Source organism: Streptomyces asoensis (assembly GCF_016860545.1).
GTDB classification, from domain to species: domain Bacteria; phylum Actinomycetota; class Actinomycetes; order Streptomycetales; family Streptomycetaceae; genus Streptomyces; species Streptomyces asoensis.
Genome location: NZ_BNEB01000001.1, coordinates 399660 through 424792, shown reverse-complemented (window position 1 = coordinate 424792; position 25133 = coordinate 399660). Strand labels below are relative to the sequence as shown.

General features: G+C 71.2%; 24 protein-coding genes and 1 tRNA gene. 13 read left to right on the top strand and 12 right to left on the bottom strand.

The window, feature by feature from the left end; genetic code table 11:
• Positions 1-108: 108 nt before the first annotated feature.
• The 4 genes from Saso_RS01860 (at position 109) to Saso_RS01845 (ending at position 3452) form a co-directional block, all read left to right on the top strand.
• Positions 109-684, top strand: coding sequence for a calcium homeostasis/redox stress adaptation protein (locus Saso_RS01860; RefSeq protein WP_189917323.1), 576 nt, complete (start codon positions 109-111; stop codon positions 682-684).
• A gap of 128 nt (positions 685-812) precedes the next feature.
• Complete coding sequence (locus Saso_RS01855; RefSeq protein ID WP_189917321.1) at positions 813-1388, top strand: TerD family protein; 576 nt, start codon at positions 813-815, stop codon at positions 1386-1388.
• 76 nt (positions 1389-1464) lie between these two features.
• Positions 1465-2613: a DUF475 domain-containing protein gene (locus Saso_RS01850; RefSeq protein ID WP_189917319.1), complete on the top strand. Its 1149-nt coding sequence runs from the start codon at positions 1465-1467 to the stop codon at positions 2611-2613.
• 101 nt (positions 2614-2714) lie between these two features.
• Positions 2715-3452, top strand: a complete 738-nt coding sequence (locus tag Saso_RS01845) for a TerD family protein (RefSeq protein ID WP_189917317.1) — start codon at positions 2715-2717, stop codon at positions 3450-3452.
• 46 nt (positions 3453-3498) lie between these two features.
• Here the strand turns inward: Saso_RS01845 and Saso_RS01840 are convergent, their stop codons facing one another.
• Positions 3499-4257 (bottom strand): TerD family protein, encoded by a 759-nt coding sequence (locus Saso_RS01840; RefSeq protein ID WP_189917315.1) that lies wholly within the window; start codon positions 4255-4257, stop codon positions 3499-3501.
• A gap of 175 nt (positions 4258-4432) precedes the next feature.
• On the opposite strand from Saso_RS01840, the gene Saso_RS01835 reads away from it, so the two are divergent.
• The 3 genes from Saso_RS01835 to Saso_RS01825 are packed head-to-tail and all read left to right on the top strand — an operon-like array spanning position 4433 to position 9074.
• Positions 4433-5608 carry an HpcH/HpaI aldolase/citrate lyase family protein gene (locus Saso_RS01835; protein ID WP_189917313.1) on the top strand — a complete coding sequence of 392 codons (1176 nt, stop codon included), beginning with the start codon at positions 4433-4435 and terminating at the stop codon, positions 5606-5608.
• Positions 5609-5634: 26 nt separating this feature from the next.
• Entirely contained in the window at positions 5635-8274 is a 2640-nt protein-coding gene (locus tag Saso_RS01830) for a phosphoribosyltransferase (protein WP_189917311.1), read from the top strand.
• Positions 8274-9074 (top strand): HAD family hydrolase, encoded by an 801-nt coding sequence (locus Saso_RS01825; RefSeq protein WP_189917309.1) that lies wholly within the window; start codon positions 8274-8276, stop codon positions 9072-9074. The genes Saso_RS01830 and Saso_RS01825 overlap by 1 nt, the downstream gene beginning before the upstream one ends.
• A 19-nt stretch (positions 9075-9093) precedes the next feature.
• On the opposite strand, the gene Saso_RS01820 is transcribed toward Saso_RS01825, so the two are convergent.
• A complete protein-coding gene (locus tag Saso_RS01820; protein ID WP_189917307.1) occupies positions 9094-9300 on the bottom strand; it encodes an FmdB family zinc ribbon protein in 207 nt (68 codons plus the stop codon).
• 285 nt (positions 9301-9585) lie between these two features.
• On the opposite strand from Saso_RS01820, the gene Saso_RS01815 reads away from it, so the two are divergent.
• From Saso_RS01815 to Saso_RS01805, 3 genes are all read left to right on the top strand, one after another.
• Positions 9586-11793 carry a transglycosylase domain-containing protein gene (locus tag Saso_RS01815; RefSeq protein ID WP_189918486.1) on the top strand — a complete coding sequence of 736 codons (2208 nt, stop codon included), beginning with the start codon at positions 9586-9588 and terminating at the stop codon, positions 11791-11793.
• 49 nt (positions 11794-11842) lie between these two features.
• Entirely contained in the window at positions 11843-13117 is a 1275-nt protein-coding gene (locus Saso_RS01810; protein ID WP_189917305.1) for a polysaccharide deacetylase family protein, read from the top strand.
• 100 nt (positions 13118-13217) lie between these two features.
• Complete coding sequence (locus Saso_RS01805; RefSeq protein WP_189917303.1) at positions 13218-14393, top strand: amidase domain-containing protein; 1176 nt, start codon at positions 13218-13220, stop codon at positions 14391-14393.
• 13 nt (positions 14394-14406) lie between these two features.
• Here the strand turns inward: Saso_RS01805 and Saso_RS01800 are convergent, their stop codons facing one another.
• From Saso_RS01800 to Saso_RS01790, 3 genes are all read right to left on the bottom strand, one after another.
• On the bottom strand, positions 14407-14958 hold the full coding sequence (locus Saso_RS01800) for a DUF4383 domain-containing protein (protein ID WP_189917301.1): 552 nt from the start codon (positions 14956-14958) through the stop codon (positions 14407-14409).
• Positions 14959-15038: 80 nt separating this feature from the next.
• The gene (locus tag Saso_RS01795) at positions 15039-16436 is read right to left on the bottom strand and encodes a coiled-coil domain-containing protein (protein ID WP_189917299.1); all 1398 of its coding nucleotides are present in this window, start codon (positions 16434-16436) and stop codon (positions 15039-15041) included.
• 74 nt (positions 16437-16510) lie between these two features.
• Complete coding sequence (locus Saso_RS01790; protein WP_189917297.1) at positions 16511-17284, bottom strand: DUF4097 family beta strand repeat-containing protein; 774 nt, start codon at positions 17282-17284, stop codon at positions 16511-16513.
• 158 nt (positions 17285-17442) lie between these two features.
• Here Saso_RS01790 and Saso_RS01785 point away from each other — a divergent pair.
• A tRNA-Val gene (locus Saso_RS01785) sits at positions 17443-17517 on the top strand.
• Positions 17518-17589: 72 nt separating this feature from the next.
• On the opposite strand, the gene Saso_RS38130 is transcribed toward Saso_RS01785, so the two are convergent.
• The 3 genes from Saso_RS38130 to Saso_RS01770 all read right to left on the bottom strand — a co-directional run bounded on the left by Saso_RS38130 (position 17590) and on the right by Saso_RS01770 (position 19293).
• A complete protein-coding gene (locus Saso_RS38130) occupies positions 17590-18216 on the bottom strand; it encodes a hypothetical protein (RefSeq protein ID WP_229900983.1) in 627 nt (208 codons plus the stop codon).
• A 198-nt stretch (positions 18217-18414) separates the two neighbouring features.
• A complete protein-coding gene (locus Saso_RS01775) occupies positions 18415-18786 on the bottom strand; it encodes a hypothetical protein (RefSeq protein ID WP_189917296.1) in 372 nt (123 codons plus the stop codon).
• A 99-nt stretch (positions 18787-18885) separates the two neighbouring features.
• Positions 18886-19293 (bottom strand): thiol-disulfide oxidoreductase DCC family protein, encoded by a 408-nt coding sequence (locus tag Saso_RS01770; protein ID WP_189917293.1) that lies wholly within the window; start codon positions 19291-19293, stop codon positions 18886-18888.
• Positions 19294-19448: 155 nt separating this feature from the next.
• Here Saso_RS01770 and Saso_RS01765 point away from each other — a divergent pair, with 155 nt between their 5' ends.
• The gene (locus tag Saso_RS01765; RefSeq protein ID WP_189917291.1) at positions 19449-20018 is read left to right on the top strand and encodes a GNAT family N-acetyltransferase; all 570 of its coding nucleotides are present in this window, start codon (positions 19449-19451) and stop codon (positions 20016-20018) included.
• A gap of 18 nt (positions 20019-20036) precedes the next feature.
• A complete protein-coding gene (locus tag Saso_RS01760; protein ID WP_189917290.1) occupies positions 20037-20276 on the top strand; it encodes a DUF2277 domain-containing protein in 240 nt (79 codons plus the stop codon).
• 402 nt (positions 20277-20678) lie between these two features.
• On the opposite strand, the gene Saso_RS01755 is transcribed toward Saso_RS01760, so the two are convergent.
• From Saso_RS01755 to Saso_RS01740, 4 genes are all read right to left on the bottom strand, one after another.
• Entirely contained in the window at positions 20679-21293 is a 615-nt protein-coding gene (locus tag Saso_RS01755) for a DedA family protein (RefSeq protein ID WP_189917289.1), read from the bottom strand.
• 260 nt (positions 21294-21553) lie between these two features.
• On the bottom strand, positions 21554-22024 hold the full coding sequence (locus Saso_RS01750; RefSeq protein WP_189917288.1) for a DoxX family protein: 471 nt from the start codon (positions 22022-22024) through the stop codon (positions 21554-21556).
• Between the two features lie 511 nt (positions 22025-22535).
• Positions 22536-24197 carry an alkaline phosphatase D family protein gene (locus Saso_RS01745; protein WP_189917287.1) on the bottom strand — a complete coding sequence of 554 codons (1662 nt, stop codon included), beginning with the start codon at positions 24195-24197 and terminating at the stop codon, positions 22536-22538.
• Between the two features lie 78 nt (positions 24198-24275).
• Complete coding sequence (locus Saso_RS01740) at positions 24276-24920, bottom strand: HNH endonuclease family protein (protein WP_189917286.1); 645 nt, start codon at positions 24918-24920, stop codon at positions 24276-24278.
• Positions 24921-25133 lie beyond the last annotated feature (213 nt).

The following is a 25133-nucleotide window of genomic DNA, read 5'->3' as shown; positions in this document are numbered from 1 at the left end:
TGGGTGTCAGGGCCTGCGTGGGGCGGGAACCCGTCACTAGGATCGACACGTTGATCCGATATCCGACGCACCAGGGGCTCCCTGCCCCGGAACACCAATGGAGGATTCGTGGGAGTCAGCCTCAGCAAGGGCGGCAACGTATCGCTGACCAAGGAGGCCCCGGGCCTGACCGCGGTCATCGTCGGTCTGGGGTGGGACGTCCGCACCACGACCGGCACCGACTTCGACCTGGACGCCAGCGCGCTGCTGCTGGACAGCTCGGGCAAGGTCGGCAGCGATGCGAACTTCGTCTTCTTCAACAACCTCAAGAGCCCCGACGGCTCGGTCGAGCACACCGGTGACAACACCACCGGTGAGGGCGAGGGCGACGACGAGGCGATCAAGGTCAACCTCGCCGCCGTCCCGGCCGACATCGAGAAGATCGTCTTCCCCGTGTCGATCTACGACGCGGAGAACCGCCAGCAGTCCTTCGGACAGGTCCGCAACGCGTTCATCCGCGTCGTGAACCAGGCCGGCGGCGCCGAGATCGCCCGGTACGACCTGAGCGAGGACGCGTCGACCGAGACCGCGATGGTCTTCGGCGAGCTGTACCGGCACGGTGCGGAGTGGAAGTTCCGCGCCATCGGCCAGGGCTACGCGTCGGGCCTGCGCGGTATCGCGCAGGACTTCGGCGTCAACGTCTGAGCCACCAGCACGACCGGCGTCACCTGAACGTCCGTCCGTCCGGCGCCGCACCGTTTACGGTCGGCGCCGGACGCGCAGGACAACGGAGAAGCAGCACCTGAGCACCACCTAGGGGAGGACCAGCAATCATGGGCGTCACGCTCGCCAAGGGAGGCAATGTCTCCCTGTCCAAGGCCGCGCCGAACCTCACTCAGGTGATGGTCGGACTCGGCTGGGACGCGCGCTCCACCACCGGAGCCCCCTTCGACCTGGACGCCAGCGCGCTGCTGTGCAACAGCGGACGCGTCATGGGGGACGAGTGGTTCGTCTTCTACAACCAGCTCAAGAGCCCGGACGGCTCCGTGGAGCACACCGGCGACAACCTCACCGGAGAGGGCGAGGGCGACGACGAGTCGCTCCTGGTGGACCTCTCCAAGGTGCCGCCGCAGTGCGACAAGATCGTCTTTCCGGTCTCGATCCACATGGCCGACGAGCGGGGCCAGACCTTCGGGCAGGTCGCCAACGCCTTCATCCGGGTCGTCAACCAGGCCGACGGCCAGGAACTCGCCCGCTACGACCTGAGCGAGGACGCGAGCACGGAGACCGCGATGATCTTCGGCGAGCTCTACCGGTACCAGGGCGAATGGAAGTTCAGGGCCGTGGGGCAGGGGTACGCGTCGGGACTGCGGGGCATCGCTCTAGACTTCGGAGTCAACGTTTCGTAAAGCCGAGTACGGCGCGGGGGAGACCCGCCCCCAGACTCCGTCTGGGGGGACCCCCAATTACACGATTGGGTAGCCAGTGCTTCTGAAAACCTTCGGCTGGTCGTTCGCGATCACCGCGCTCGGCCTGGTCGCAGCGGGTTTCTACGGGGGGTGGGAGGCTCTCGGCATCGTGGCGATCCTCTGCGTCCTGGAGATCTCGCTGTCGTTCGACAACGCGGTGGTCAACGCCGGGATCCTGAAGAAGATGAACGCCTTCTGGCAGAAGATCTTCCTCACGATCGGCGTGCTGATCGCCGTCTTCGGCATGCGGCTGGTCTTTCCCGTGGTCATCGTCGCGATCAGCGCCAAGATCGGCCCGATCGACGCGGTCGACCTCGCGCTCAACGACAAGGACAAGTACCAGCAGCTCGTCACCGACGCCCACCCGTCGATCGCCGCCTTCGGCGGCATGTTCCTGCTGATGATCTTCCTTGACTTCATCTTCGAGGACCGGGACATCCAGTGGCTGCGCTGGATCGAGCGGCCGCTCGCCAAGCTCGGCAAGGTCGACATGCTGTCGGTCTGCATCGCGCTGATCGTCCTGCTGATCACCTCCTTCACCTTCGCCACCCACGCCCACCAGCACGGCGGCGCGCACGTCGACAAGGCGCAGACGGTCCTGATCTCCGGGATCGCCGGCCTGATCACGTACATGGTCGTCGGTGGTCTCTCCGGCTACTTCGAGGACAAGCTCGAGGAAGAGGAGGAGCGCGAGCACGAGGAGGAGGAAGAGGCGGCGCGCACCGGCAAGAAGCGCTCGCCCGTCGTCCTGGCCGGCCAGGCCGCGTTCTTCATGTTCCTGTACCTCGAGGTCCTCGACGCGTCGTTCTCCTTCGACGGTGTGATCGGCGCCTTCGCCATCACCAACGACATCGTCCTGATGGCCCTCGGCCTCGGTGTCGGCGCCATGTACGTCCGGTCGCTGACCGTGTACCTGGTCCGCCAGGGCACCCTCGACGACTACGTCTACCTCGAGCACGGCGCGCACTACGCGATCGGCGCCCTCGCCGTGATCCTCATGGTCACCATCCAGTACCAGATCAACGAGGTCATCACCGGCCTCGTGGGCGTCGTCCTGATCGCCTGGTCCTTCTGGTCCTCGGTCCGCCGCAACCGGGCACTGGCCGAGGCCGAGGGAAAAGCGACGGCCTCGGACGACAAGACTGAGGTCTCGTCCGGGGTGTGATCACCTTCTGAGCGAGGAACGCTCTGGTCGGGGCGGCCGGTGAGGACGAGTCCTCCGCCGGCCGCCCCGCCGGTCTTTCATCAGTGGACGTGGGGGCGGGAATGGGCATCTTCGACGGGCTACTGGGCAGCCGCGCGACCGACTTCGACTCGGGCAACGCGGCCACCAACGCGATCGAGCTGACCAAACGGCACCACCAGGTCTCCCTGACCCGCCAGGGCGCCGCCACCGGCAACCTGCGCGTCAACCTGACCTGGCGGATGCGGACGTCCGACATCGGCGGACCGCAGCGGGAGAGCCTGCTGAGGCACCCCTTCAAGGCGCTGCGTCCCCCGGAGGTCGTGGGGCACAGCCAGAGCATGGTCAACGTCGACCTCGACCTCGGCTGCCTGTACGAGCTGGCGGACGGCACGAAGGGGGTCGTGCAGCCCCTGGGCGGCCTGCTGGGGGACGTGAACGCGCCGCCGTACGTGAAGCTGAGCGGGGACGACCGGTTCGGCTCCGCGTCGGGCGAGACGATGTACGTCAACCTCGACCACCGGGAGCAGATCAAGCGGCTGCTCGTCTTCGTCTACATCTACGACCAGACGCCGGCGTTCGACCGGACCCACGCGATCGTCACGCTGTACCCGAGCAACGGGCCGCGCATCGAGATCGGCCTCGACGAACGGCACCCCCAGGCCCGCTCCTGCGCGGTGGTGATGATCGAGAACGTGAAGGACGAACTCATGGTCCGGCGCGAGGTGCGGTTCGTCTACGGGTTCCAGGCGGAGCTCGACCGCCTGTACGGGTGGGGACTCCAGTGGGGCAGGGGCTACAAGACGAAGGCCGACAAGTGACACCTGCGCGCCTGGGACCCGCGCGCCCGGGGGCTCACCCGACGGCTCACCGGCCGACGAACTGCGGCCCCTGCGGAGGCAGCCGGAAGGTCCCGTCCGGGTAGCCGTAGCCGTACGTCGGCAGACTGGCCGGATACCCGTACGCCGGCTGCGGCTGCGGCTGCGGCTGCTGCGGGACGGCCGCCGTCGGCTGCTCGGGAGGCAGCGGCTGGGACAGGCTGGGCGTCTGCGCGGCCGGGCCGGGCTCGGCGGCCGGGGCCTCCTCCGACTCGTCGACCGAGATGCCGAAGTCGGTGGCCAGGCCCTTGAGGCCGTTGGAGTAGCCCTCGCCCAGCGCCCGGAACTTCCAGCCCTCGCCGCGCCGGTACAGCTCGCCGCAGATCAGGGCCGTCTCCTCACCGGTCTCCGGCCGGATGTCGAAGGTGGCCAGGGGCTCACCGTCGGCCGCCGCGTCGTACAGCGCGATGGTGAGGGAACGTACGCGGTCGAACGTCGTGCCGTCCGCCGAAGCGACCAGCAGAATCTGGCCGACGCCGGACTCGACACCGGACAGGTCCGTCTGGATGGTGTCCGTGAGGCCCTCGGCGACCCGCTTCTTGCCGAGCCGCCACACCTTCCCGGAGGGGTGCCGGGGCTGGTTGTAGAAGACGAAGTCCTCGTCGGAGCGCACACGGCCGTCGAGACCGAGGAGCAGCGCCGAGGCGTCGACGTCCGGGACCCCCTGCCCGGGGGTCCAGCGCAGCACGGCGCGCACCGTGGTGGCCTTCAGCGGGACGTTCGACCCCTTCAGCATCGCGTGCGTCATGCGGTCATCCTGCCTTCTCGGGCCTGCTCACGACAACGCGGGGTACACGGCAGGTCTCATCCGTGAGTTACCTGAAATTCATGCCGGGTGGGAACCTCGGACATGGATCCCTACGTACTATTACCGGCCACCTCATGCCGAATCCACAGACTTACCTGCACCCCGGGGGAGATTTATGCGTCATTTCGGGCACCTCGCCCCTGAGGTGCGTCAGCGCCTCTTCCACCGGGAGCCGTGTCTCTTCGACACGGACTCCCCGGCCAGGCTGCTCGCCGCGGCCCTGGGCGCCACCCTGTACAGCCCGGCCACCAGGCCCCGGCTGGCGGACGACATCGTCAAACAGGCGGGGCGCGGCGTGGTGTCGATGGTGCTCTGTCTGGAGGACTCCATCGGCGACGAGGACGTCGAGGCCGGCGAGGAGAACCTGGTCCGGCAGTTCTCCGACCTGGCCGGGCGCCGGGACACGCAGGGCGTGGAGCCGCCGCTGCTCTTCATCCGGGTCCGCACGCCCGAGCAGATCCCCGACCTGGTCCGGCGTCTCGGCGACGACACCGCGCTGCTGAGCGGCTTCGTGTTCCCGAAGTTCACCGAGGAGCGGGGCATCCCCTTCCTGGAGGCGCTGGCGGGCGCCGAGACGGCGAGCGGGCGGCGGCTGTTCGGCATGCCCGTCCTGGAGACGCCCGAGCTGATGTACCGCGAGTCTCGGGTGGACGCCCTGGAGGGCATCGCCCGCGCCGTCGACAAGTACCGCAGCCGGGTCCTCGCGCTGCGCCTCGGCGTGACCGACTTCTGCTCCTCGTACGGCCTGCGCAGGGCGCCCGACATGACCGCCTACGACGTCCAGATCGTCGCCTCGGTGATCGCCGACGTGGTCAACATGCTGGGCCGGGCCGACGGCACCGGCTTCACGGTGACCGGACCGGTCTGGGAGTACTTCCGCGTCCCCGAGCGCATGTTCAAGCCGATGTTGCGGCACAGCCCCTTCCTGGAAGGACAGGCCGTCGAACTCCGCGAGAAACTGATCGAGCACGCGATGGACGGGCTGCTGCGCGAGATCTCCCTGGATCACGCCAACGGCCTGCTGGGCAAGACCTGCATCCACCCCTCGCACGTGCCGGCGGTGCACGCACTGTCCGTCGTCAGTCACGAGGAGTACAGCGACGCGGCGGACATCCTGCGGCCGGAACGCGGCGGCGGCGGTGTCCTGCGGTCGCAGTACACGAACAAGATGAACGAGGTGAAGCCGCACCGCGCCTGGGCCGAGCGCACCATGCTCCGCGCCGAGGTCTTCGGTGTCGCGCACGAGGACGTCAGCTTCGTCGACCTGCTCGCCGCCGGCATTCCCGGCTGAATCACCACCTCACTCACAAGGGACGCATGAACAACGCAGTGAACAACGGGGACGACGGCATATGGTCCGGGACCTGGGTCGCCGAGCGGCTCGGGGTCGAGATCGTGGGCGACGACACGCTGACGGACCTGGTGGGGCTGGCCCTGCGCCGCAACCCCAAGCGGGCCCATCTGCTGGTCTCGAACGTCCTGGGCAAGCACGTCCCGCAGTCGCCCTCCGTGGTGCACGGCCAGGGTGTCGCCCTCGGGCGGCGGGTGCGTGAGCTGCTCGGCGCCGAGGAGGCGGCCGGGGCGGTCGTCCTCGGATACGCGGAGACCGCCACCGGCCTCGGCCACTCGGTCGCCGACGGCCTCGGCGCCGCCCCGTGTCTGCACTCCACCCGCCGTCCGGTGGCCGGGGTCGCCCAGGCGGGCGGCTTCGAGGAGTCCCACTCGCACGCCACCTCCCACCTCCTCCTGCCCGAGGACCCGGCGCTGCTGGTCGGGTCCGGGCCGCTGGTCCTGGTCGACGACGAGTTCTCGACCGGCAACACGGTCCTGAACACCGTCCGGGCGCTGCACGAGCGGTATCCGCGGGACCGGTACGTCGTGGTCGCGCTGGTCGACATGCGGTCGGCGGCCGACGCGGGCCGGCTGGAGGAGTTCGCCCGCGAGATCGGCGCGCGCGTGGACCTCGTCACGGCCGCCTCCGGCACTGTCCTCCTCCCGGAGGGGGTGCTGGAGAAGGGCCAGGAACTGGTCGCCCGGTACGAGGCCGAGGCTGCCGCGAGCGGTGATCGGCCGTCCGCGGCGCCGTCGGGGCCGGTCGCGCAGTTCCCCGCGCCCCTTCAGGGCGCTGTTCCGCACGGCCCTGACGACATGCGGGCCATCTCGCCAGGGGCGCGGGGAACTGCGCGACACGCCACGACGGACCCGCACCCGGACGACGACCCTGCCGGGCAGACGCGCCCCCGAGGCCATGCGACCCGCGTGGACCTGCACTGGCCCCGCGGGCTGCCGGACGGCGGCCGGCACGGGTTCACGCCCAGGCACCGGGCCCGGCTGGAGACCGCGCTCCCCGCCATGACCGCCCGCCTCGCCGAGGCCGTACCCGAGGACGCCCGCCGCGTCCTCGTGCTCGGTTTCGAGGAGCTGATGTACGCCCCGCTCCGGCTGGCCCGCGAGCTGGAGCAGGTCGTGGCCGCCGAGGTGCGCTACTCGACCACCACCCGCTCTCCCGTCCTCGCGGTCGACGACCCCGGCTACGCGATACGCAGCCGCATCGTCTTCCCCGCGCACGACGACCCGGCGGACGGCCCCGGCGAGCGCTATGCCTACAACGTCGCGGGCGGTGGCTTCGACGCCGTCGTCGCCGTCGTGGACTCGGTGGCCGACACCCCGGAGCTGCACGCTCCCGACGGCCTCCTGGCCCAGCTCGCCGCCCACACCCCGCACGTCGTGCTGGCGGTCGTGCCGTCGTACGTCCCCGAGCCGCTGTACGCGGCCGCCCTGTCGGAAGAGAGACCCGCCATGCTGCCCGAGCCCCTCCGTGGACCGGCCTTCTCCTCGTACCCGCCCGAGGAGGTCGGCTGGCTGCTCCAGGACCTCTCGGACGTGACGCTGGAGGCGCCGACCGAGGAGCGCGAGGAGGCCATCCAGAGCGGTGGCGCGCACTACGCCGAGTCGCTGCCGGTCGAGTACCAGCCCAGCGAGCAGTACCAGGAGCTGTTCCAGGCGGCCCTCGAGACGTCCGCCGCGCGCCTCGCGCAGGCCGTGGGCGTCGTCACGGAGACGGTGATCGCCGAGCGTTCCCCGCGGCCCGTCCTCGTCTCGCTGGCCCGGGCCGGCACCCCCGTCGGCGTCCTGATGCGGCGCTGGGCGCAGTTCCGGCACGGCCTCGACCTGCCGCACTACGCCGTGTCGATCGTGCGCGGCCGGGGCATCGACGCCAACGCGCTGCGCTGGCTGGCCGCCCACCACGACCCGCGTGACGTCGTCTTCGTGGACGGCTGGACCGGCAAGGGCGCGATCACCCGGGAACTGGCGGTGGCGATCGAGGAGTTCGAGGCGGGCGGCGGTGCGGCCGGCTTCGACGCGGAGATCGCGGTGCTGGCCGACCCGGGCTCGTGCGTACGGACGTACGGCACCCGCGACGACTTCCTCATCCCCTCCGCGTGCCTGAACTCGACCGTGTCGGGGCTCATCTCGCGGACCGTGCTGCGGGCCGACCTGGTCGGGCCGGACGACTTCCACGGCGCCAAGTTCTACCGCGAGCTCGCCGGCACGGACGTCTCGGTGGCCTTCCTGGACGCCGTCGCCGCCCGTTTCCCCGAGGTGGCGGACGCCGTCGGGGGTGCGGTGAAGGAGCTGCTCGCCAGTGACCGCACGCCGAGCTGGGAGGGCTGGGCCGCCGTCGAGCGGATCAGCGAGGAGTACGGCATCCACGACGTGAACCTGGTCAAGCCGGGGGTCGGCGAGACCACCCGGGTGCTGCTGCGCCGGGTGCCGTGGAAGATCCTCGCGCGGGCCGGGGCGGGCGCCGACCTGGACCACGTACGGCTCCTGGCCGGACAGCGCGGGGTGCCCGTCGAGGAGGTCGACGACCTGCCGTACACGTGTGTGGGGCTGATCCACCCGAAGTTCACCCGGGGCGCGACCGGCGCCGACGGCAAGGCGGTGACGGTCTGATGCCGGTCGTGGTGGCGAGCGATCTCGACCGTACGCTGATCTACTCGGCGGCCGCCCTGGCGCTGACCATGCCGGACGCGCGGGCGCCCCGGCTGCTGTGCGTCGAGGTGCACGAGGCGAGGCCGCTGTCGTTCATGACGGAGACCTCGGCGCAGTTGCTGACGGACCTGGGCGACCGGGCGGTGTTCGTACCGACGACCACCCGCACCCGCAAGCAGTACCAGCGCATCAACCTGCCGGGCCCGGCGCCGAAGTACGCGATCTGTGCCAACGGCGGTCACCTCCTCGTCGACGGGGCGACCGACCAGGAGTGGCACGCGGGCGTGCAGGCCCGGCTGGCCGACGAGTGCGCGCCGCTAGCTGAGGTGCAGGAGTACCTGGCGAAGACGGCGGACCCGTTCTGGCTGCGCAAGCAGCGGGTGGCCGAGGACCTGTTCGCCTATCTCGTCGTGGAGCGCGAGCTGCTGCCCGAGGAGTGGGTGAAGGAGCTCGCCGCCTGGGCGGAGAACCGCGGCTGGACCGTGTCGCTCCAGGGCCGCAAGATCTACGCCGTGCCGAAGCCGCTGACCAAGAGCGCGGCCGTGCGCGAGGTGGCCCGCCGTACCGGCGCCGATCTGACGCTGGCGGCGGGCGACTCGCTGCTCGACGCCGACCTGCTGCTGGCGGCTGACCGGGGCTGGCGCCCCGGACACGGCGAGCTGGCCGACGCGGCCTGGACGGCTCCGCAGATCACCGCCCTGCCGGAGCGCGGTGTGCTGGCCGGCGAGCGCATCCTGCGGGAGTTCCTGAAGAACTCCTGACCGGGCGCGGCCGGCGGGGTCAGCCGCAGCAGCCGCCGCCGCAGCACCCGCCGCCCGCTCCGGGCGCGGGGGCGGACTTCGTCCCGCCCACGGCCACGGCGGAGAGAAGCTTCACTGTGTCGCCGTGTCCCGCGGGACAGTCGGCGGGGTCGGCGGACTGCGCCATCGGGCGGCTCAGTTCGAAGGTGTCGCCGCAGGTCCGGCAGCGGTACTCGTAGCGAGGCATGACGTCAGACTAAGCCCCTATGCTCGGAGCGGATGTCAGCAGTTTCACCTCTGTTCACTTCTGTCGATTTCTTATGTGGAGAATTTGCGAAGGGCGCTGGTAATTTGAGAGCGCCGTGTTGAACCCCGAGGTCGGGAGGGTTCAAGGTTTGCGGCCGCGTCAACGGCAACCATGTCAGGCCCTCGTAAGTCTGTACGTCTGCCTGCGAGCAATACGGAGTGCGGAGGGAGACGCGTCGTGACCCAGGCGGGGCAGGGGGAGGAGCCCCAGCGGCCGGACGAGACCATGCAGTTGAAGGTCCCTGCCTCTTTCAGGGCGGACGAGACCATGCAGCTGCGGGTGTCGGACATACCCGATCTGCCAGATGTGTCCGAAGGTGACGCCGCAGGCGAAAAGAAAGCGCGTTCGTCAAAGAATCGACGAAAAGCTCCGCGTCCTTCTGTATTTGACCGAATATCAACTGTTCTGGGACCTCGGCTCGCCCCGCTCCTCGCCGCCCTCACCCCCTATGTGGCTCGTGTCACGCCGTACGCGCGCAAACTCCGCCCGCAGTACCCGCGGCCCGGCCGTACCGACTGGCGGCGCTGGATACCCTCCTGGCGGCAGTGGCTCGGCGGCTTCCTGTGCTCCATCGGGCTCAGCAGCATGCTCCTGGTCGTCGCCTACGCGGCCACCGACATCCCGGACAACATCAACTCGTACGCCACCCAGCAGGACAACGTGTACTTCTGGGCCGACGGCACGCCGATGGCCCGCACCGGCTGGGTGCAGCGGCAGGCGATGCCGCTGAAGGACATCCCCGAGGACGTCCGCTGGGCGGTGCTCGCCGCCGAGAACGCCAGCTTCTACAGCGACCCCGGCATCTCCCTCAAGGGCATCAGCCGCGCCCTGTTCCGCACGATCGGCCAGGGCGACACCCAGGGCGGCTCCACGATCACCCAGCAGTACGTCAAGAACGTCTACTTGAACCAGAACCAGACGGTCAGCCGCAAGTTCACCGAAGCCATGATCGCCCTCAAGCTCGACAACCAGATGAGCAAGGACGACATCCTCGAGGGCTACCTCAACACCAGCTGGTTCGGCCGCGGTACCTACGGCATCCAGCGCGCCGCCCAGGCCTACTACGGCAAGGACGTCGGCGAGCTCAACGCCAGCGAGGCGGCGTTCCTCGCCTCCCTGCTCAAGGGCGCCGGCCTCTACGACCCGACCCTGAACCCCGCCAACCGCGCCCGGGCCGTCGAACGCTGGTCCTGGACCCTGGACCGCATGGTCGACATCGGCAAGCTCTCCCGCGCCGAGCGCGCCAAGTACACGAAGTTCCCCGAGCCGCTCAAGTCCAACCCGCTGTACGACACCGGTGAGCAGAGCGACTACCTCGTGGAACTCGCCTCCCAGTACGCCAAGAAGGCCGGCAACATCTCCGACAAGGACTTCGACCTCGGCGGCTACCAGATCTACACGACCTTCGACAAGAAGCGCGAGGCCCAGCTCACCGACGCCGTGACCAAGGCCCGCAAGAAGGCGCAGAAGGACGATCCCAAGGGTGCCGCGAGCGCCCACTACGGCGCCTCCTCCGTGGCCTCCGACGGGCGGATCCTCGCCGTCTACGGCGGCCCGGACCACCGTACGCAGGGCTACAACGAGTCCAACGCCACCACCGTGCCCGCCGGCTCGGCCTTCCAGCCCTTCGTGTTCGCGGCCGGACTGGAGCACGGCGTCCACAAGACCCGCGAGGGCGACACCGAGAAGGTCACCGGCCAGACGCTGTACGACGGCGACAACCTGGTGCCCGTGACGACGCCCGAGGGCCCGTACTGGGACCGCAACGGCAGGAAGGCGGCCGCCGAGAACGACGGCGGCAGGTCGTACGGGCAGATCTCCCTGCACCGCGCACTGGAACTGTCGGTGAACACGCCGTTCATGCAGCTCGGCATGGACACCGGCCTGGACGTCGTGCGCTCCACCGCCGAGAAGTCCGGGCTGCTGCCCTCCAGCTTCGGGGCCCAGGTGCCCGCCCTGTCCACCGGCAGCTCCACGCCCAGCGCGATCCGCATGGCGAGCGGCTACTCCACCTTCGCGGCGGGCGGCAAGCACACCGAGCCGTACTCCGTGCGCCTGATCAGCAGGAACGGCACCAAGCTCGCCCTGGAGGCCCCGGACACCACCCGCGCCTTCGGCGCCGACGTCGCCGAGGAGGTCAACTCCGCGCTCGCGGACTCCTTCAGCACCGCCCACCCCGACGACGTCCCCTCCTCGCAGGGCCAGGCGGTCCGCTCCGGCTCACTGGGCCGGGTGGCCGGAAAGGCCGGCACCACCACGGACGACACCGCAGCCTGGTACATCGGCACGGCCAGGGCCGTGTCCACGGCGGTCGTCGTCTACCGCATCGACCTCACCAAGAGCCTCGAACCGCTTCCACTGAAGGGCCTCGCCGGCAAGACCGGCAGCGTCCCCTACGGCATCTGGTCAGGTGCCATGCGCCCGCTCGGCTGACCACCGACCCGGGCACCCGCGTCCCCAGAATCCGGAGAATGATCCGCACATGAAGTCACCGTCGGGCCGCCGCCGCAAAGCCCCGGCAGCTACGCGCCGCCCCGCCGCCGCACACCCGGGGTTCCTGACGCTGGCGGCGCTCCTCGTCGTCGCGTCCCTGGTGGCCGGTTACCTGGTGCTCAACCGCTCCACCAACACCCAGCCGACCGCTTCCTCGGGGGACAGCAAGAAGGCGTCGGCGACCAAGGAGCCGCCGTGGGACGGCAAGACCCACGTCCTGGGGGACGGCTCCACCTCGTACACCGGACCGCAGACCGGGCAGTTGAAGCCGGTCCCGCTCAAGCCCGGTGAGAAGCCGCCCCAGTTCGTCGTCCTGTCCTGGGACGGCGCCCTCCAGGGCGACGACGGCCTCTTCGAGCACTACCGCGAGCTCGGCGAGAAGTACAACGCCAACATGACCTTCTTCCTCACCGGCATCTACCTGCTGCCCAAGAGCAAGAAGGACCTCTACTCCCCGCCGCAGCACCCCGTGGGGTCGGCCGCGATCAGCTTCCCCACCGACGAGCACATCCGCACCACCCTGGAGCAGCTCGGCGAGGCGTGGAAGGAGGGCAACGAGATCGGCACCCACTTCAACGGCCACTTCTGCGGGGCCAAGGGCGGCGGCTTCTGGAGCGTCGACGAGTGGAAGAGCGAGATCGACCAGTTCTTCGAGTTCGTGGAGAACTGGAAGACCAACACCGGCTACAAGGACATCCCCCCGCTGCCCTTCGACTTCAAGAAGGAGGTCACCGGCGGCCGGGCCCCCTGCCTGGAGGGCCAGGCGAACCTCCTGAAGGCGGCCAAGAGCTACGGCTGGCGCTACGACGCGTCCAACCCGGGCGGCTTCCAGATCTGGCCGACGAAGAAGGACGGCCTGTGGGACTTCCCGCTCCAGGCCCTCCCCAACGGCGACGTCCAGTCCCTGTCCATGGACTTCAACTTCCTCGCCAACCAGTCCGACGGCCAGCCCGACGGCGACCCCGCCAAGTACCCCGAGTGGGAGCAGCAGACCCTCGACTCCTACATGGCCGGGTTCAACCGCGTGTACTACGGCAGCCGCGCCCCGCTCTTCATCGGCAACCACTTCGAGGAGTGGAACGGCGGTATCTACATGAAGGCAGTCGACCAGGTCATCGAGAACGTCTGCACCAAAAAGGACGTCAAGTGCGTGTCGTTCAAGGAGATGGCCGACTGGATGGACGTGCAGTCGCCCGCGACGCTGGAGAGGCTGCGCAGCCTCGACCCCGCCCAGAACCCGGACTGGTCGACGGTCGTCAAGTAGTAACCAAACCTCAACCGCAACCCTCTTCACATGAGCTGCACACGCCATGCAAAGATGCCCTTCCCGGCACCCGTCCGCCGGGGCAAGAGGGGAAACATCAGTGAAGTCAAGGAAATTGAAGCCGACGCGCCGTCGCGCGGCGATACTCGGCGCAGCCGCCACCTCGGTCGTCGCCGGAGTGGCGCTGCTGCCCAACTGGTCCGCCGGTGCCGCGGTCGTCAACGACCCGACGGTGGACGCGAAGACCAAGGCCACCTTCCAGCGGCTCGCGGACGCGGTCTTCACCGACCGCACCGACGCCCTGGTCACGGGCAAGCAGGGCGACCGGTCGAAGCCGCTGACCGACGGCTTCTCCGGTGACGTCAAGCTGTCCTCCGGCACGGCCCGCACCGAGGACAGCGCCCTGTCCACGCTGGGCGCCCGCAAGGACAAGCTGGCGAAGGCCGGCGAGAAGTACAACAAGGCCACCACGACCGTCACCCTCGACGCGACGCGGGTGACCGGCCGTACGGCGAAGGCAGCGGTCACCGAGACCACGACCCTGACCTACGCGCAGTCGCGCGGCGACGCGCCCAAGACCACCGGGTTCCAGGCCAAGCACGAGCTGACGTTCAAGGCCGACCGGCAGGGCAACTGGCAGCTCACCACCATCAAGGACACCGACCAGGGCGGTCTCGCGGTGAACGCGCTGACCAAGCCGGTCCCGGTCAAGACGGCGACCACCACCGCCGACGACACCATGCCCAACGCGGCGCGCGCGGCGACCACCCGCAACCCGGTCGCCGTCCCCAAGACCGGCACCGCCTACGACTACAAGGCGATGGCGGCCTACGCCGAGAAGTACTGGAACGTCTACAACAAGGACTATCCGGACTTCAACAACCACACCGCGGGCGGCGACTGCACCAACTTCGTCAGCCAGTCCCTCAAGGCCGGCGGCTGGAAGCACGTGCCCGGCTACGTGTACGACTACACGAAGTGGTTCGGCAACGCCGACATCCAGTCGGACTCGTTCGTCGGCGTCAACGAGTGGTCCTGGTTCGCGCAGAACTCCAAGCGGACCACCGCGCTCGCCAACGTCTACCAGCTGGAGGTCGGCGACGTCCTCCAGATGGACTTCGACCGCGACGGGTCCAAGGACCACACGATGATCGTCACGGCCAAGAGCGGCGGCGTGCCGTACGTGACGTACCACTCGAACAACACCCTGCGCCGGTCGGTGGCGAGCCTCGTCTCGTCGTACCCGACGGCGTACTTCTACGCCTACCGCACCTGACCGGTCCGGTGACTCAGGCGGGGTGATCCTCCCCCCGCTCCAGCTGACGGTCCCGTTCCTCCGCCAGTTCGGGGTGGCGGGCCCGCCAGTAGGGGTTGTCGTGCGGCAGGGCCGATCCGACCCTGCCGTACATCCCGAAGACGAGCAGCAGGATGCCGATCACGAAGCTGAGCATGCAGTTCTGGATCTCGAAGGCCAGGAAGTTGTAGTCGGTGTCCAGCAGCGCCATGTTCACGAAGCCGCTGAGGACGAACAGCGCACCGAGGGCCATGTTCAGCGTCGACGCGAAGTTCCCGCCGATCACCATGCCCACGAGCAGCAGCAGTCCGACGGCGACCGACAGCCAGCTCAGCGCGCCGTTGGTGTTCATGCTCCACACCTGATCGCCGCCGGTGTCGAAGAATCCGATCCTGTCGATGATGCCGAAGATCCCGAAGACGATCAGACCCAGGCCCATCAGCCCGGCTCCGATCCGGTAGACCAGGTTCAGGCGGTGATCGACCGGCAGGTGCTCGTCGAAGTCGATCCGACGCCTGGACCGGCCGTGCAGTGCGTGAGTGGCCATCTCCGCCTCCCTTGGAGTGGACGCGCCGACGGAGGCCGTACGTACCTTCAATATCCGCCCGCCGGGCGGATCGGGCAATGTCAGCGCCCGCTGCCGCGCTCCTCGCGGATCCCGGCCACCACGTCCGCCACCGAGCGGCGGACCGCCTCCGTCTCGGTCAGGAAGTGCCAGTAGTCGGGGTGCCGGCCCTCCAGCGAGGCGATCGCCCGCTCCAGCCGGGCCACCGAGTCGTCCAGCGGGCGCGCGTGCCGGGGATCAGGGGTCGTCCGCCCCGCCATGGCCAGCCGCTGGGCGTCCCGGATCGCGAACCTGGTCCGGTCGATCTCCGCCTGCGGATCCTTCTGCACGGCGTTCAGCCTGGTCAGGCGGTCACCGGCGGCGGAGACCGCCTCGTCCGTGGTGTTCAGCAGCGCCCGCGCCGTCGACAGCAGCGCGGTGGCGTCCGGCCAGCGCTGCTCCTCCCGCGCGCTCCGCGCCTGCGCGAGCTTGGCCTCCGCCTGCCGGACGTTCTCCCCGGCCTGGTCGGGAACGTGCTGGAGATCCTGCCAGCAGGCCGCGGAGAACCGCCGGCGCAGCTCGCTCAGGACCGGCTCCACCTGCTCCGAACGCGTCGTGAGGGCCTGGGCCCGGGTCCGCAGCGACACGAGCCGGTGGTCGATCTCGGCGGCCCGCTCCGGCAGCCGCCCGGCCTCCGCCCGCACCGCCTCGGCCTCCCGCGCCACCTGCTCCGCCCGCTGGAGCGTGTGCGGCACGCCGTGCTGTCCCGCGCCCTGGTTCAGTTTGGTCAGCTCGGGCGCGAGCGCCGCCAGCCGCGCCGCGAGGTCGTCCGCCCGCAGTCCGCCCGCCCGCACCGCGTCCAGCGCGTCCGAGGCGCCCCGCAGCGCCTGACGGGCCCGCTCCACGGCCGGTGCGAGGCGCGCCAGCTGCGTCTCCGCCTTGCCGAGCAGCGGGCCCAGCCCGCTCGCGAACCGGTCCAGCTCCTGCTTGACGCGGTCCAGTTCCTCCTTGGCGCGGGTCAGCTCGGTGCGCGCCCGGGCGGCCGTGGCGGCCTCCAGGTCGTCCCGGTCGAGGTCATGGGCGTCGACGGCCTCGATGTACCGGCTGCTGGCCTCGTCGATGCGCCGGCCGACGGCCTCGAAGTCGGAGACCGCGCGCCGGGCGGCCGGCGAGTCGTCCACCGCCGTGATCGTCTCGATCGAGATCCGCAGGTCCCGCTGGGCGGTGTCCAGCTCGTAGAACGCGGCCGCCGCCGCGTCCTTCGCCGCCTGGGCCTCGGCCCGCTGCCCCTCCGCGCGTCCGCCGAACCAGCGCCGTGTGCCGCCGCCCGCGAAGGCGCCGGGCAGCACGAGCGGGACCACGAGGGGCAGGGCGACGAGGGCCAGGGTGTCGCGGAGGGCGCTCCCCGGCGCGTGACGGGGCGGCCTGCGTCGTGCACGCGGCACCAACGGCGAGTTCGGCTGCGCTGGTGTCGCCGTCACATCCCTCTCCCGTGCTGTGATCCACCCTGCCGGTGTCATTCTCCCACCGGTTGATGAACGAACACACGGGTCGGTCAGTTCGCGTTCCGCACGGTGACTTTGCCGTCGGCGGTACGGGCGTTCACCACATGGGCGCTGGACTCGTCCCGGGGCACGGACACGTCCACTCCGCCGTCGTCGGTCCTGGTGGTCACCCGGTAGGTCGCCCGGGGCAGCGCGATCGTCACGGACCCGTCGTCGCTGACCGACTCCACCCGGTCCGGTACGGCGTCCAGGGTGAGGCGCACCGAGCCGTCCTGGGTGTGCGCCCGCACGGTGCGCGAGGAGACCTCGGCGCGGACGCTGCCGTCGTCGCTGCGCAGCTCCAGGGGTCCGCTGGAGTCGGTGACGTGCACGGAGCCGTCCTGGGTGCGCACGCTCAGCGCGTCCCGGAAGCCCTGCGCGCGGACGCTGCCGTCGTCGCTGCCGACCTTCACGGCGACACCGCGGGGCACCACCACGCGGTGCCTGGCGGAGCAGTCGGCGACGAGGCCGGAGCACCGCAGCCGCAGCACGAGCCGGTCGTCCTTCATCGTCCAGCTGACCTTCGGCTTCTTGCCTATGGTGACCGACCCCTGCCACCAGCGGGTGACGTCGACCGTCCCCGAATTCGCCGTGTCCGAGGCGACGATCTCCAGCGCCGAGTCGTCGGAGTCGATGGTGAGCGTGCGGCCGGTGAGGGCGAACGAGCGGTGGTCGGGGTGGTCGTCGTCGGCCGCGGAGGCGCCGCAGCCGGTCGCACCGGCGGCGAGGGCCACGACGACCCCGGTGACGAGTACCGCGCGGGCGGAAAGGGTCGTACGGGCCATGGTGATCTCCCCCTGGGCTGCCTGGCGTTGTCCCGTCGACACTAGGGAGCCGCCGGGCGCCGGACGATCCGGTCCGCTCCCGGATCCGGGGTGGGGCTAACCCCCGATACGGGTTTGCGGCGCACGGCCCCGGGCAATGTAGGCTGTCGACTCGTCCGGGGTGCGTAGCTCAGGGGTAGAGCGCCTGCCTTACAAGCAGGATGTCGGCGGTTCGAAACCGTCCGCGCCCACCAGGATCGGTCGGCGGCCTCCCGGGAGAACCCGGGGGGCCGCCGTCATGTCCGGACCATCGGGCCGGCGGGCCGTCAGTCCCAGCCGCCGAGCAGCCCGGCGTTGGCCTGCGCGTGGCAGATGTTGTAGCCGCCGGACGCATGGGCCTTCTCGGTGTGGCCGCCGACCGTGACCGAGCAGTTGATGTCCCCCGAGCCCTGCAACTGGGCCGTCACGGTGTAGTACAGCGCGTCGCCGTCCAGGGGCAGGGTGGCCTCGAACGTGCCGTCGCGGAAGTTCCCCTTGCGGTTGTCGCTGTCGGACCCGTAGGTGATGTCGAGCGGGCCGAGGGCGCCGGCGGGCGCGGTGCCCCACACCTTGAAGGTGACGGCCTTCTTCTTCGCCGGTTCCTTCTCCCCGGCCGCCCCGCTCTTCGTGGCTTCGTCCGGCTCGTCCGCGGCGGTGGGCTTCCCGCCCGCGGGGGAGGAGGCCGTCCGCGTCGGGTCGGCGGGCCGGCCGGCCCGGTCGCCACCGTCGCCGCCGGTGCCGGTGACCGCGGTGACGACGCCGATCACGACGAACAGAGCGAGGACACCGGCGCACCCGAAGCCGATGACCTTGCCGGTGTTCCGCTTCCTCGGCGGTGGCGGGAAACCGGCCGGCGGTCGGTGGCCTCCCCGACCGGGCTCCTGCGGCTGGTGCGGCGGGTACTGCTGGCTCATGTGCGCCCCCGGGGGATCGACTGCGTCCTGTCCGGTGTGCGACCGACGCGGGAGCGGCCCGGTTGCAGACGATCGGGAGATATCACCCTTTCGTGAGCAACAAGGGCACCCACGGGTGGATCTCGCCCGGTCCGTTGACCGCCCCTCCGGTCGGCCGCCTCTCCGCCCGTGCGCCCTTCCGCCTGCCTGCCTCTTCGGTCATTCGGTGGCCTGTGCGGACGGGGTCCGGTCGGCCTCCTCCGGCGGGGTGCCGTGGGTGTGCTTCAGGCTCATCCGGGCCTCGACCCGGTCCGGGGCCGAGACCTCCGCCCAGAAGCGGTGGCAGGTGACGAACACCGCGAGCTCGTGCTCCCGTCTGCGGAGCTTCTCCACCTCGGCCTGCTCGTCGGCCGTCCAGCCGGGTGACGCGGGGCGTTCGGTCTTCCGCCAGCCCGCGTCGTCGCTGAAGCCGTCCAAGGGCTCGACCGACCAGGGCAGCCGCTTCAGCAGGGCCGACAGCTCGGCCCTGACCTGATGCAGCTCCTCCTGACCGGCGCGCAGGTCGCTGGGAAAGTCGTAGGTCGTAGCCACCCCGCAATGGTACGCCTGTTCGAATTTGAGTAGCGAGCTCCTTCGGGGTGTTCGGGTGAACTCGTGTTCGGTTCGTGCGGGCCGGAAGGAGGCGGGGTCTCAGTCGCGGCGCGGCGGTACCGCGCACGCGGCCGTGGCGCCGGGCAGGCGGTGCCGGTTGCGGGACACCCAGCGGTAGACGACGCCCGCGCACAGCCGCACACCCGGCAGCCGCAGGACGGCGCCCAGCGTGCGGTAGACGGCGGACGGAGAGGTTCCCAGCCAGCGGCCCAGCGCGTCGGACCCGCCCGCGAGCACCGTGTCACCGCGCAGGAGCAGGATCTCCCGGTCCAGCCGGCCGAGATGCGGCGCGGTCGTCTCGACGGGCAGGAACTGCCACGGCACCGCGTCCAGCGTCGGCGCGGCGAGGCCGCGGATGCGGTCGACGGACGACTGGCAGAAGCCGCAGTCCCCGTCGTAGGCGAGGACGGGACGTGCGCCGACCGTGCCGGGCGCGGGACCGATCACGTTTCTCGCCTCCACTCCCCACCCGCGGAGGGTGGGGCTCGGGCGCGCGACCGGGGCTCCGCCGGGCCCGCGCCGACCTGTTCCTGTTCCTCCTCGCAGCGTCGCACAGCCCGCCGGGAACCCATGATGTCGGACCCACGCCCTAGGGTGCCCGCATGGACGGACGGGACGTGGAACAGGTGCGGTTGGTGCCCTGGGCGCAGGACGACCTCTGGCTGCTGCGGCGGACCAACAGCCCGGAGATGACGGAGCAGTTGGGAGGCCCGGAGAGCGAGGAGCAGCTCCTCGACCGGCATCGGCGCTACATCGGGCCGTTCGCCGGGTGCATGTACCGCGTCACGCTCGCGGGCACGGGGGAGACCGTGGGCTCGATCGGCTACTGGGAGCGCGAGTGGCGGGGCGCGCGGGTGTGGGAGACCGGGTGGGGCATCCTGCCCGAGTTCCAGGGCAGGGGGCTCGCCGCGGCGGCGGCCCGGGCGCTCGTCGAGGTCGTCGCACGCGTGGCCGCCGACGGAGGCCACCGGGCTCTGCACGCGTTCCCGAAGGTCGGGCACGCCGCGTCCGACGGGGTGTGCCGCAAGGCGGGGTTCACGCTGCTCGGACAGGTCGACTTCGAGTACCCCAAGGGCCACCCGATCAGATCGAACGACTGGTACGTGGATCTCGGTCCCGGATCCGCCGGGGCCGTCGCGGAGCAGTCCGATCATGGCGAAGGGGCGGGCTGACGGGGCAGACTGGAGTGCATGTGCCGGAGTATCAAGACCCTGCGTCCCCCCGCCCAGCCCGAGGAGGCCACGGAGGAGGAGATGCGCGCCGCGGCCCTTCAGTACGTCCGCAAGGTGTCCGGCTTCCGGGCGCCGGCCGAGCACAACCGGGAGGTGTTCGAGCGGGCGGTCGACGCCATCGCCGCGGCCACGGCGGACCTGCTGGACGGCCTGGAGGTCCGCGGTTCCGCCCGCGCCACGGCACCGGCCCACACCTGACCGGTCCCGGCCACCGGGCATCGGCGCGCCCGCCCCGGGGAGTGCTCCGTGCCGCGTCCGCGGCGTGACGGACGTGCGCCGCGCGCCGTCCCGTGCGTGCCGCCGGTCACGGCGGCGGCGCACCGATGCCGGACGTGCGCCGTCCGCGGACGGCGGGCTCGCCGGGCCGGGGTGCCGCCGGGGCCGGTCGGGGTGCACCCGGTGGCCGGGGCCGGGACGGCCCGGCGTACGCCCGCGCGGCGTGCGGCCGTCCGCCGGGCACCGTCCTGGCTACGTCGCCGTTCGCGGCGGCAGTGCGTAGGTGACGGACGCCCGCTGTCCGGCGTCGGTGCGGCCGGTGCGCGCCGGCCGGTGGGTGCGCCGTGGCCGCGGGGTGGGGCGGTGTGCCGTGGGGCGTTTGGGTCAGGTCGCCGGGCGCGGGCGCATGACGTAGGCCGCCGCGGCGCCCGCGCCGAACAGCGCGAGGAGCGACACGCCCGTCGCCAGCCAGGTCGTGCCCAGCCAGTGGGCGCCGTAGTAGCCGAGCGCGGCGCTGTAGCCCGCCCACGCCAGACCCGCCAGCGCGGACCAGGGGAGGAAGTCGCGGGGACGCCGATGGGCGGCGCCCGCGATCAGGGAGACCACGGAACGGCCCGCGGGCGCGAAGCGGGCCAGCACGACCAGGGCACCGCCGCCCCGGGCCAGCGCCTCGCCGAGACGTTCCTGCGCCCTCGTCAGCCGGCGGGAGCGGGAGATCGCCCGGTCCAGGCGCTCACCGCCGCGCCACGCCAGCCGGTAGGCCACCAGGTCGCCCAGCACCGAGGCGGTCGCCGCGGAGAGGATCAGGACCATGATGTCCGGCACGTTGTGCGGGACCTGGCCGGTCGCGGCGCCCGAGCCCGCCGCCGCGGCCGTGGCCGCGGTGATGACGAGCACACCGCTGGGCAGCACCGGCAGGAACACGTCGAGGAGGACCGACAGGCCCACCACCACGTAGATCCATGGGCTGCCGAGCAAGGCACCCACGCTTTCGAACACCACTGACTCCCCGTGTCTCCCCCGTGACGGCCGACCGTGCCGCTGTGTCGCGGGGGAGCGGCAGGTGCGGCCAATGACAGCCATACAGCGTACGCCCGCGGTGTGACAGGGGATTCACGGGGGGCTCATGTGTTCGGTACTAGACGTTCACGCCGGTGCGGGCCTGCCGCAGAGCGCGCGATCCGCGGTCGTCCGGGCGCCGGGGCGCCCGGACGACCGCGGATCGCGGACCACGGACTGCGGTGTCGTACGGAGCCGCGTCAGGCGGAGACCGCGGCCTCCCGCTCCGCGGAATCCCGTGCCGCGGACTCGCGCCCGGTGACGGCACGGCCGGCGAACAGGCGGTCCAGGCCCAGGGCTCCGGAACCGGTGAACACCAGCAGCAGGAAGGCCCAGCAGAACATCGCCGAGGCCTCACCGCCGTTCTGGATCGGCCACAGCGCGCCGGACTGGTGCACGTCGAAGTAGGCGTACGCCATGGAACCCGAGGCCAGGAACGCGGCGGCCCGGGTGCCGAGGCCGAGCAGCACCAGGGTGCCGCAGACCAGCTGGATCACGGCCGCGTACCAGCCGGGCCAGGCGCCGGCGTCGAGCGTGCCGCCGTCGGTGCCCGCGGCGCCGCCGAGGACGCCGAAGAGCGAGGCCGCGCCGTGGCAGGCGAAGAGCAGGCCTACGACGATGCGGAAGAGGCCGACCGCGTACGGCTGTGCGGTGTTGAGGCGAGCGGACATGGTGGGGGGTGCTCCTTCGGTGTCGGTCTGACCGGTCCCGGAACGGGGGAAGGACCGGGCGGTGGGGGCGGCGGTACCGAATGAGCGACTCACGTTAGGCGGACCTAACCGATGCTTGCAAGTTCAACTTCTAGCCATGGCTCAGGGGCACGCTCCGGTCGGGCCCGGGCCCGCGTACCTGGTGCGACCTCACCGATTGCCGCGCGGGCGGCGGCTCACGCCACCGGGTCCGCGCGGAAGGAGTGACCGGAACCACGCCGGCAACGGGACGACGGAACGGCCGACCGCCCCCACCGAGCGGCCAACTCACCGAGCGGCCGCCCCGCCCGGCGTCCGACGCACCGACGGCCCACCGAGCGGCCGACCCACCGAGCCGACGACCCACCCGGCAGCCGGCTCACCGGGTGGCCGGCTCACCGGGCGACCGGCCCACCGAGCCGCCGACCCACCCCGCAGCAGACCCGCCGAGCGGCCGACCGACCCGTCGGGCGGCTGACCGCACGGTCGGCCGTCACCGGGTCAGGTCGGCCTCCTCGGCCTTCCGCAGCGTCCCGTCCGGCTGCGCCTGCTCCAGGCGCAGCCGGGCCGAACGGCCGCGCAGGGTCAGGAACATGAGCTGGTTGCCGAACCAGGGACCGCCCGTCCTGCGCCAGCCGACCGGCGGCCGGGGGCAGCGGCCGTGCCGGCGCAGCCGCCGGCCGAGTGCCCGGGCGGCGGCGCTCCAGCCGAAGCGGAAGCCCCACCGGATGTACGCCGGGACGGAGTTGTGGACGGGGGAGCAGGTGAGCTGGAGGACCCGCGCGTCGGGCCCGGGCCCCTCGTGCCAGTGCGGCTCGGCCAGATACGCGTGGTGCACGTCCCCGGAGAGCACCAGCACGCTCGCCGGTGCGTCCGCCCCGGACCCCACCTCGGCGATCAGCTCCGCCAGCGCCGCGAAGGACCTGGGGAAGGCCGCCCAGTGCTCCAGGTCCGCGCCCCGCCGTATCTTCTCCCCGGTGCGGGCCCAGCGTGCCCCGCGCTCGCCCCGGCACAGGGCCGCGTCCCACTCCTCGGCGTCGTGCACCAGGTGCGGCAGCAGCCAGGGCAGCGAGGTGCCGATCAGCAGGTGGTCGACGGAGCCCCGGTCGTCGAGGGCCTGTTCGCGCAGCCAGGCCTGCTCGGCGGGGTGGAGCATGGAACGCCCGTCCTCGTCGAGGACCCGCGCCGCCCTGCTGTCCACCATCAGCAGCCGCACGCGGCCGAAGTCGCGCCGGTAGCTCCAGCGCGCCGCCGCCGGGTCCGCGTCGGCGCGCGAGGCGAAGGCGCGCAGCTCGTCGGTGGCGTCGGGGGCCTCGCGCACGGCGGCGTAGAGCGGGTCGGCGGCCAGCTCGGCGGGGGACAGGTTCCCGAGGTGCTGGTGCACCCAGTACGACATCAGGCCGCTCAGCAGCCGCTCGCGCCACCAGGCGGTGTCCCGCATGTCGGCGAGCCAGGAGGCGGAGGTGTTCCAGTCGTCGATCACGTCGTGGTCGTCGAAGACCATGCAGCTGGGCACGGTGGACAGCAGCCAGCGGACCTCGGGGTCGAGCCAGGACTCGTAGTAGAGCCAGGTGTACTCCTCGAAGTCCGCCACCTCGGCGCCCGGCGGGTCGGCGAGGCCGCGGCGCGTGGCGATCCGCTCCTTCGTCGCGTCGGAGACCTCGTCGGCGTAGACCTGGTCGCCCAGCAGCAGCAGGACGTCGGGCCGCTCTGCGGCCGGGTCGGCGGCGAGACGGGAGGCCAGGCTGTCCAGGGCGTCGGGGCCGACCGGGTCGTGTCCGCCGGCCGGCGGCGCGGCCCAGCGGCAGGAGCCGAACGCCACCCGGATCGGGTCGCCCGCCCCGCCCTCGGCGTCGAACGCGGCGTCGATCGCGGCCGGGGTGCGGATCTCGGAAGGCGGGAAACGGGAGTCGGCCGGCGGCCACACGAGCGTGTCGTCCAGGAGGACCTCGTACGTCGTGGCCGTGCCCGCGGTCAGACCGGTCACCTCGACCAGGGCGTAGTGGTGGCCCGCCACCTGGAAGGTGCGGGCGGTGCCGCCGGCGCCGTCCGCGCAGCGCACCTGCGCGGTGCAGGGGCGGCTCGCCTCGACCCAGACGGTCGCCGTCGAGCCGTCGGCGTATCTCAGCAGCGGGCCCAGCCGCAGTGCGGTCACGCGATCACTCTCCTCCGTCGCCCCGTACGGTACGCAGCGACGGCGGAGAGTGGCGAGGGCCCTGCGGTCACGAGTCGATCAGCAGCTCGCGAGATAGCCGGTGAGCGCGCTCTTCTCGGCGGAGTCGACCGAGAGGCCGTAGTAGTACTTCACCTGCACCCAGGCGCGGACGTAGGTGCAGCGGTACGAGGTGAGCGACGGCATCCACTCGGCCGGGTCCTGGTCGCTCTTGGACTGGTTCACATTGTCCGTGACGGCGAGGAGCTGGGGGCGGGTGACGTCGTTGGCGAAGGCCTGCCGCTGCGCGGTCGTCCAGGCGCTCGCCCCCGAGTCCCAGGCCTCGGCGAGCGGGACCAGGTGGTCGATGTCGAGGTCGGAGGCGGCGGTCCAGGTGGCGCCGTCGTACGGCGAGTACCAGCTGCCGCTGGTGGCGGTGCAGGCGGAGTTGGTGACGACGTTCGTACCGTCCCGCTTGAGGATGTACTCCCGCGTGTTGCAGGTGCCGCTGATGGTGATCCAGGTGGGGAAGAGGTCGCGGTCGTAGCCGGTGCGGTTCTCCGTCTTGACGGTGAGGGACGCCAGGTAGGTGCGGGCGGTCGCGGCGCTGACCGGGGTGGGGAGCGCGGCGGAGGCGGTCGGGGAGTTGAGAAGCCCGACCGAGGCTATGAGGCCGGTGAGGGCGGCGAGTATGCTCAGCCGTCCACGCGCGTAGAACTTCGACATGCGAACTCCTGGGGGGAAGCCGGGTGTTGGAGCGCGAGCGTGGGAATGCTCGCGGCCGCACGTTGCGGGGAGATGTGCGCCCGGTGAGAAGTTAGTGACGCGTACATGACATGACAAGGTCCCTGGCGGAACGATCTCGTACACTGGGAGACGCAGAAGGGGAGTAGCTCTTCGCCGGACCGTCGACATACTGCTCAGCTCGTCTGAGCCGGC

Excerpts from the sequence above, each read along its gene's own strand:
- Saso_RS01740 (WP_189917286.1), bottom strand. The coding sequence starts at position 24,920 with ATGTCGAAGTTCTACGCGCGTGGACGGCTGAGCATACTCGCCGCCCTC.
- Saso_RS01750 (WP_189917288.1), bottom strand. The coding sequence starts at position 22,024 with ATGTCCGCTCGCCTCAACACCGCACAGCCGTACGCGGTCGGCCTCTTC.
- Saso_RS01830 (WP_189917311.1), top strand. The coding sequence starts at position 5,635 with ATGAACAACGCAGTGAACAACGGGGACGACGGCATATGGTCCGGGACC.
- Saso_RS01810 (WP_189917305.1), top strand. The coding sequence starts at position 11,843 with ATGAAGTCACCGTCGGGCCGCCGCCGCAAAGCCCCGGCAGCTACGCGC.
- Saso_RS38130 (WP_229900983.1), bottom strand. The coding sequence starts at position 18,216 with ATGAGCCAGCAGTACCCGCCGCACCAGCCGCAGGAGCCCGGTCGGGGA.
- Saso_RS01760 (WP_189917290.1), top strand. The coding sequence starts at position 20,037 with ATGTGCCGGAGTATCAAGACCCTGCGTCCCCCCGCCCAGCCCGAGGAG.
- Saso_RS01815 (WP_189918486.1), top strand. The coding sequence starts at position 9,586 with ATGCAGTTGAAGGTCCCTGCCTCTTTCAGGGCGGACGAGACCATGCAG.
- Saso_RS01840 (WP_189917315.1), bottom strand. The coding sequence starts at position 4,257 with ATGACGCACGCGATGCTGAAGGGGTCGAACGTCCCGCTGAAGGCCACC.
- Saso_RS01765 (WP_189917291.1), top strand. The coding sequence starts at position 19,449 with ATGGACGGACGGGACGTGGAACAGGTGCGGTTGGTGCCCTGGGCGCAG.
- Saso_RS01835 (WP_189917313.1), top strand. The coding sequence starts at position 4,433 with ATGCGTCATTTCGGGCACCTCGCCCCTGAGGTGCGTCAGCGCCTCTTC.
- Saso_RS01845 (WP_189917317.1), top strand. The coding sequence starts at position 2,715 with ATGGGCATCTTCGACGGGCTACTGGGCAGCCGCGCGACCGACTTCGAC.
- Saso_RS01855 (WP_189917321.1), top strand. The coding sequence starts at position 813 with ATGGGCGTCACGCTCGCCAAGGGAGGCAATGTCTCCCTGTCCAAGGCC.
- Saso_RS01790 (WP_189917297.1), bottom strand. The coding sequence starts at position 17,284 with ATGGCCCGTACGACCCTTTCCGCCCGCGCGGTACTCGTCACCGGGGTC.
- Saso_RS01800 (WP_189917301.1), bottom strand. The coding sequence starts at position 14,958 with ATGGCCACTCACGCACTGCACGGCCGGTCCAGGCGTCGGATCGACTTC.
- Saso_RS01820 (WP_189917307.1), bottom strand. The coding sequence starts at position 9,300 with ATGCCTCGCTACGAGTACCGCTGCCGGACCTGCGGCGACACCTTCGAA.
- Saso_RS01825 (WP_189917309.1), top strand. The coding sequence starts at position 8,274 with ATGCCGGTCGTGGTGGCGAGCGATCTCGACCGTACGCTGATCTACTCG.